Raw genomic sequence first — 6,859 nt, 5'->3', positions numbered from 1 at the left:
GACGCACAGGCAACGCCGCACGCAGGCAACGCGACGCACAGGCAACGCCGCACGCAGGCAACGCGACGCACAGGCAACGCCGCACGCAGGCAACGCGACGCACAGGCAACGCCGCACGCAGGCAACGACGGGGGTATTGGTGGCCGCAAAGGTTCGGCGGCAGCGCGGAGCAGCGCACTCCGGGCTGAGGTCATGACTCGTTTACAACATCAGCTCTACAGCCTGCCGTACACCTATGTCCGACCCCTGCGCCCGGCGCGACCTAGTCGGCGCTCTGGCAGAGACTCGCCCCATGCGCCCGGCGCGACCTGGTCGCGCACCCCGGCAGAGACTCGCCCGACGGCGACCCGTCGTGGACCGAGGGTTCAGCCGCCGGAGTCGTCCATCTCGGCGCCCTCGGGGACGGTGTCGTCGTCCCGGCTGGCCAGCCAGCCGTCCGGCAGGGCGACCTTGCCCGGTGAGTTGGTGCGCCCGCGCGGCTGCCCGAGGGCGGTCACCGGGAACGGCTCCGCCGGGTCGAGCTTGCCGAGCAGGTCGTCGAGCTGGGCCAGGCTTTCGATCATCGCCAGGGAGCGGCGCAGCTCGCCGCCGACCGGGAAGCCCTTCAGGTACCAGGCGACGTGCTTGCGGAAGTCGGTGCAGCCGTCGCGTTCACCTCGGGCCGGGTTCCGCGCGCCGGCGGAGAACTGGTCGACCAGCAGTTCGGCGTGCCGCCGCATGGTCACCGCCACCTCGCCGAGGGTGGGCAGCCGCCGCTCCGGCCGGCCGTTGAAGGCGGCTTCCAGATCGGCGAAGAGCCACGGGCGGCCCAGGCAGCCGCGCCCGACGACCACGCCGTCGACGCCGGTGTGGGCCACCATCCGCAGCGCGTCGTCGGCCTCCCAGATGTCGCCGTTGCCGAGCACCGGCACGTCGAGGGCCTGCTTCAGGGTGGCGATCGCGTCCCAGTCGGCGGTGCCGGAGTAGCGCTGCGAGGCCGTCCGCCCGTGCAGGGCCACCGCGGCCACGCCGGCGTCCTGGGCGGCGAGCCCGGCTTCGACGTACGTCAGGTGGTCGTCGTCGATGCCCTTGCGCATCTTGACCGTGACGGGCACGCCGGACGGCGCCGCGGCAGCCACCGCGGCCCGCACCAGCCGCGCGAAGAGCCGGCGCCGCCACGGCAGCGCCGCGCCGCCGCCCCGCCGGGTGACCTTGGGTACGGGGCAGCCGAAGTTGAGGTCGATGTGATCGGCCAGGTTGCGCTCGACGACGATCCGCACGGCGGCGGCGGTGATCTCCGGGTCGGTGCCGTAGAGCTGGAGGCTGCGGGGCTTCTCGTCGTCGCCGAACGCGATCATGCGCAGCGTCTTCGGGTTGCGCTCGACCAGCGCCCGAGTGGTGATCATCTCGCAGACGTAGATGCCGCCGCCCTGCTCACGGCAGAGCTGGCGGAACCCGACGTTGGTGATCCCGGCCATCGGCGCGAGCACGACAGGCGGCCACACCTGGTGCTGGCCGAGAGTCAGCGGGCGCAGCGCCGGCACGGTCGAGGCAGTCACCGCACAAGTGTACGGGGCCCCGACCGGCGCTGATCGCGTCGGCCGAGGCCCCGTGGGCGGAGTCTCAGCAGCCCGGGAGACGCTCGATCAGGTAACGCTCCACCTGGTCCAGGGAGACCCGCTCCTGGGCCATGGTGTCCCGGTTGCGCACCGTCACGGCGTTGTCGTCCAAGGTGTCGAAGTCGACGGTGACGCAGAACGGGGTGCCGATCTCGTCCTGCCGGCGGTAGCGGCGGCCGATCGCCTGCGAGTCGTCGAACTCCACCACCCAGCGCTTGCGCAGCAGCGTGGCAAGGTCCTTCGCCTTGGGCGACAGCGCCTCGTTGCGGGACAGCGGCAGCACCGCCACCTTGACCGGAGCGAGCCTCGGGTCGAACCGCATCACGGTGCGCTTGTCCACGCCGCCCTTGGTGTTCGGCGCCTCGTCCTCGTCGTACGCCTCCAGCAGGAAGGCGAGCACCGCCCGGGTCAGACCGGCGGCCGGCTCGATGACGTACGGCATCCACCGCTCGCTCTTGCTCTGGTCGAAGTACGACAGGTCGACGCCGGAGTGCTTGCTGTGCGTGGAGAGGTCGAAGTCGGTGCGGTTGGCGACACCCTCCAGTTCGGCGAACTCGGTGCCGCCGAACTGGAAGCGGTACTCGATATCCACGGTCCGCTTCGAGTAGTGCGACAGCTTCTCCTTGGGGTGCTCGTACAGGCGCAGGTTGTCCGCCGAGAGGCCCAGGTCGAGGTACCAGTTCCAGCGCTCCTGGAGCCAGTACTCGTGCCACTGCTCGTCGGTGCCCGGCTCGACGAAGAACTCCATCTCCATCTGCTCGAACTCGCGGGTTCGGAAGATGAAGTTGCCCGGGGTGATCTCGTTGCGGAACGACTTGCCGGTCTGCGCGATGCCGAACGGCGGCTTCTTGCGGGCGACCGTCTCGACGTTCTTGTAGTTGACGAAGATGCCCTGCGCGGTCTCCGGGCGCAGGTAGTGCAGCCCCTCGTCGCTCTCCACCGGGCCCAGGTAGGTCTTCATCAGGCCGTTGAACATCTTCGGCTCAGTGAAGGTGCCCTTGTTGCCGCAGTTGGGGCAGTTCAGCTCCGACAGGGAGGTCAGCGGCTTGCCGTGCTTCTCGGCGTACGCCTCCTCCAGGTGGTCAGCGCGGAACCGCTTGTGACAGAACTGGCACTCGGTGAGCGGGTCGACGAACTCGGCGATGTGGCCGGACGCCTCCCACACCTTCCGGGCCAGGATCACGGCGGAGTCCAGGCCGACGACGTCGTCGCGCTGCTGGACCATGGTCTTCCACCACTGCCGGCGGACGTTCTCCTTGAGCTCCACGCCGAGCGGACCGTAGTCCCACGCCGATCGGGTGCCCCCGTAGATCTCACTGGAGGGGAAGACGAAGCCTCGGCGCTTGGCGAGGCTGACGACGGCGTCGATACGGTCGGCTGGCATGTTTCCTCCTACGCCGGCTGGCGGTCGGCGGGGGCGAGATGTGGATGGAACGGTCGGTTCGGGGACCACGGTACGACGATCGACCCCCCGAGCCCCAGCAGAATACCGGGGGCGGGTCAGCTGACCTCGCAGACCTCCACGCCGCCGGTCTGCCCGTCCTGGCCGAGGCTGACCTGCTGCCGCTCCCGATCGCCGCCGGCAAGGGTCACGTCGACCGGCACGGTCAGGTAGGTGGTGTCCACCTCACCCACCCGGAACGCGGTCACCTGCGGCTCGGCGGCGGCGCGCCGCTCGAACTCCGGCCGGGACTCGCGCCGCTGCGCGTCGTCGCAGAGCTGGTCGTACGCCCGCCCGTAGTCCCGCTCGACCAGCGCCTGGTAGTAGTCGCCGGTCACGGTGCGGCCCTGTTCCCGGATCGCCTGGACTCCGCTGACGGCCAGGCCGACGACGGCGGTGCCACCCCCGCCGCAGCAGAGCACCACGGCGAGCGCGCCGACGCCGAGGCCGATCCAGAGCCGGGTCCGGCGGCCCTCGGTGGGGGGCGCGGCGAACGGCGGAGCCACGCCGGGACCGGGTGGCGGGGCGGGTGCGGTCATAGGAGCAGCGTAGTGTCCGGCGGCTCAGCGGTAAGGACCCGCGGCCCGATCACTCTCGGCGACGACCACGGCCCCGCCGGGGGCGGCGGTGGCCAGCGCCTCGTAGGCGGAGGGCTCGTCGATGGACTCGGCGAGCAGCGGTACGGCGCTGACCTTGACCTCGAAGGCACCGAGGGCCCGCCGGTAGGTGCCGACCGACTCCCACTCGGTGACCAGTGACCAGTGCCGGGGGTCGTCGAGTGCCCGGACCAGTTGGCCGCGCAGGTACCCGGGCCGGGCGGCGAGGGCGGTGAGGGCGGCGTGCGCCCGTTCGGTGAAGTCGTCGGCGGTATCGACGTCGACCACGAACCGGTTGGTCACCAGCACCAGGGGTTCCTCCTCGTAGAGTCTGTGGGATGCAGCGTACGCAGCGCCCTCTGCTCGCCCGGTTGGCCGGGGCGAACCCGACGTCGGTGTTCCTGCTCACCCTGGTGGTGGTGCTGGTGGCGTTCTTCACGCCCGGGGTGATCGGCGGGCTGCTGACGCTCGCGCTCGCCGGGGTCCTGATCGCCCTGTTGGCGACGACCTGGGCGGTTCAGGCGCCGCAGACCCGGCTGATCCGGCTGGTGATGCTCACCCTGCTGGTGACGGTGGGTCTCGCGAAGCTCCTCTGACATGCAAGCATGCGTTTTTGACAATCATTATCGTTGCCACGGACAGTTGACGACATGACCAACCGCACCACGTACCGTGTCCTGGCCGCCGCGACCGCCCTGCTCACCCTGACTGCCGGGGCCGGCTGTTCCTCCAGCGGCGCCGGCGCCGACCCTCAACGAGTCGACGTGGTGGCCGCGTTCTACCCCCTCCAGTTCCTGGCCGAGCGGATCGGCGGCGACGCGGTCCGGGTGACCAACCTGGCCAAGCCCGGCGCCGAGCCGCACGACCTGGAACTCAACCCGAGTCAGGTCGGTGAGGTCAGCGACGCCGAGTTGATCGTCTACCTCAAGGGGTTCCAGCCGGCGGTGGACGACGCCGTGGCCCAGAACGGCGGCGACCGGGCGTTCGACGTGACAAGCGTGCAGCCGCTGCTGGACGCGTCCGCCGGCGGCCACGACCACGAGGGCGAGGAGGGGCACACCGAGGAGAGCGGCGGCAAGGACCCGCACGTCTGGCTCGACCCGACCCGGCTGGCCGGCATCGGCGACCAGCTCGCTCAGCGACTCGGCACTGCCGACCCGGACCACGCCGCCGACTACACCGCGCGGGCGGCGGCCCTGCGCGCCGACCTGACGACGCTTGACGACGAGTTCAAGAACGGTCTGGCGACCTGCCAGCGGCGGGAGATCGTGACCAGCCACGCCGCGTTCGGCTACCTCGCCGACCGGTACCAGCTCGACCAGGTCGGCATCACCGGGCTGAGCCCCGACGTCGAGCCCTCGCCGCAGCGCCTCGCGCACGTGATCGAGGAGGCGAAGGAGCACCGGGCCACCACGATCTTCTTCGAGACCCTGGTCAGCCCGAAGGTGGCCGAGACCATCGCCGGTCAGGTCGGCGCGAAGACCGCCGTGCTCGACCCCATCGAAGGGCTCGCCGCCGGCAGCGACGGGGACTACCTTTCGGTGATGCGCACCAACCTGCGGACCCTGCAGACCGCCCTGGGCTGCTCGTGACCTCACCTGTCATCACCGTCGAGCACGGGGTGGTCGGCTACGACGGCCGCCCCGTGCTCCGGGACATCTCGCTCACCGTGACCACGGGCGAGGTGGTCGCCATTCTCGGCGCCAACGGCTCCGGCAAGTCCACCCTGATCCGCGCCGTGCTCGGGCTGGTGCCGATCAGCGCCGGCTCGGTCACCCTCTTCGACCGGCCGTTGCGCCGTTTCCGACAGTGGGCGCGCATCGGGTACGTCCCGCAGCGCCTGGGCGCCGGCGGCGGCGTGCCGGCCACCGTCCGCGAGGTGGTGGCCTCCGGCCGGCTGGCCCGTCGAGGGGTGCTGCGTCCGCCGGGTCGGGCCGACCGGGCCGCCGTCGACGCGGCGCTGCGCGCGGTCGGGCTCGCCGACCGGGCCGGCGACCCGGTGTCCACGCTCTCCGGCGGCCAGCAGCAGCGCACCCTGATCGCCCGCGCCCTGGCCGGCGAGCCGGAACTGCTGGTCCTCGACGAGCCGACCGCCGGGGTGGACGCGGCCAGTCAGGAGGCGTTCGCCGGCGCGCTGCGCGACTTCGTCGCCCGTGGCGGGACGGTGCTGCTCGTCGCCCACGAGCTGGGCCCGCTGCGCCCGGTGATCAGCCGGGCCGTGGTCGTCCACGAGGGTCGCATCGCCCACGACGGCGCGGTGCCGGACCCGGCCGGCCACCACGCGGAGCCCGACCACGACCACGTGCACCCGCACTGCTACGACGAGCCCGCCGGGCTGTGGAGCAACTGACCCATGGAACTCTTTCAGTACCCCTACATGCAGCGCGCCCTGATCGGCGCGCTGGTGATCGGCCTGGCCGCGCCGGCGCTCGGCATCTACCTGGTGCAGCGCCGGCTTGCGTTGATCGGCGACGGGGTGGGGCACGTGGCGCTGACCGGGGTCGGGGCAGGGCTGCTGCTCAACCGCTCACCGGTGCTGGTCGCGGTGATCGCCGCCACCATCGGCGCGGTCGCCATCGAGATCGTCCGCGCTCGCGGGCGTACCTCCGGTGACCTTGCCCTGGCCCTGCTCTTCTACGGCGGCATCGCGGGCGGCGTACTCCTGGTTGGTCTCTCCGACGCGACGAGCGCGAACCTGAACGCGTACCTGTTCGGGTCGCTGACCACCATCTCGCCCGCCGACCTGACCACCATCGCGGTGCTCGGCGCGGCGATCCTGGTCACGATGATCGCGCTGCGGCCGGCGCTGTTCGCGGTGAGCCACGACGAGGAGTACGCCCGGGTCTCCGGCCTCCCGGTCCGCACGCTGAACCTGCTGATCGCGGTCGCCACCGCGGTCACCGTGACCATCGCCATGCGGGCCGTCGGGGTGCTGCTGATCAGCGCGCTGATGGTGGTGCCGGTGGCCACCGCGCAGCAGGTCACCCGGGGTTTCCGCAGCACGATGGCGGCCGCGATGGCGCTCGGGTTGTTCGCCGCCGGCTCGGGTGTCTGGGTGGCGGCCACCGCGGACACCGCGCCGGGCGCGTCGGTGGTGCTGGTGGCGATCGCCTCGTTCCTGGTGGTGGCGGTGGCGGGCGGTGTCTGGCGGGTGGTGCGCCGCCGCACGACGCCGAGTGCCGTACCGGCACCGGAGCCGCACGAGGTCGTGCTGAGCTGAGCCT

Annotated in this window: 8 protein-coding genes; 4 read left to right on the top strand and 4 right to left on the bottom strand. The window is 71.6% G+C overall.

Going from position 1 to position 6,859, the window contains the following annotated elements:
• Positions 1-365 precede the first annotated feature (365 nt).
• The 4 genes from dusB to QCZ28_RS31095 form a co-directional block, all read right to left on the bottom strand.
• The gene (dusB, locus tag QCZ28_RS31110; RefSeq protein ID WP_030338204.1) at positions 366-1,538 is read right to left on the bottom strand and encodes a tRNA dihydrouridine synthase DusB; all 1,173 of its coding nucleotides are present in this window, start codon (positions 1,536-1,538) and stop codon (positions 366-368) included.
• A 64-nt stretch (positions 1,539-1,602) separates the two neighbouring features.
• A complete protein-coding gene (locus QCZ28_RS31105; RefSeq protein WP_030338202.1) occupies positions 1,603-2,982 on the bottom strand; it encodes a glycine--tRNA ligase in 1,380 nt (459 codons plus the stop codon).
• 116 nt (positions 2,983-3,098) lie between these two features.
• Positions 3,099-3,578 (bottom strand): hypothetical protein, encoded by a 480-nt coding sequence (locus QCZ28_RS31100; protein ID WP_279519934.1) that lies wholly within the window; start codon positions 3,576-3,578, stop codon positions 3,099-3,101.
• A gap of 24 nt (positions 3,579-3,602) precedes the next feature.
• Positions 3,603-3,944 carry an antibiotic biosynthesis monooxygenase gene (locus QCZ28_RS31095; protein WP_030338198.1) on the bottom strand — a complete coding sequence of 114 codons (342 nt, stop codon included), beginning with the start codon at positions 3,942-3,944 and terminating at the stop codon, positions 3,603-3,605.
• A 29-nt stretch (positions 3,945-3,973) separates the two neighbouring features.
• On the opposite strand from QCZ28_RS31095, the gene QCZ28_RS31090 reads away from it, so the two are divergent.
• The 4 genes from QCZ28_RS31090 to QCZ28_RS31075 are packed head-to-tail and all read left to right on the top strand — an operon-like array spanning position 3,974 to position 6,855.
• Entirely contained in the window at positions 3,974-4,231 is a 258-nt protein-coding gene (locus tag QCZ28_RS31090; RefSeq protein ID WP_030338196.1) for a hypothetical protein, read from the top strand.
• Between the two features lie 54 nt (positions 4,232-4,285).
• Positions 4,286-5,227, top strand: coding sequence for a metal ABC transporter substrate-binding protein (locus QCZ28_RS31085; RefSeq protein ID WP_279519933.1), 942 nt, complete (start codon positions 4,286-4,288; stop codon positions 5,225-5,227).
• Complete coding sequence (locus QCZ28_RS31080) at positions 5,224-5,985, top strand: metal ABC transporter ATP-binding protein (protein WP_279519932.1); 762 nt, start codon at positions 5,224-5,226, stop codon at positions 5,983-5,985. Before QCZ28_RS31085 ends, QCZ28_RS31080 begins: the two co-directional genes overlap by 4 nt.
• Positions 5,986-5,988: 3 nt before the next feature.
• Entirely contained in the window at positions 5,989-6,855 is an 867-nt protein-coding gene (locus QCZ28_RS31075) for a metal ABC transporter permease (RefSeq protein WP_279519931.1), read from the top strand.
• Positions 6,856-6,859: the final 4 nt, after the last annotated feature.

The sequence above is a fragment of the Micromonospora sp. DH14 genome (assembly GCF_029809455.1).
GTDB lineage: Bacteria > Actinomycetota > Actinomycetes > Mycobacteriales > Micromonosporaceae > Micromonospora > Micromonospora parva.
This window is presented reverse-complemented; position numbering and strand designations above follow the sequence as displayed.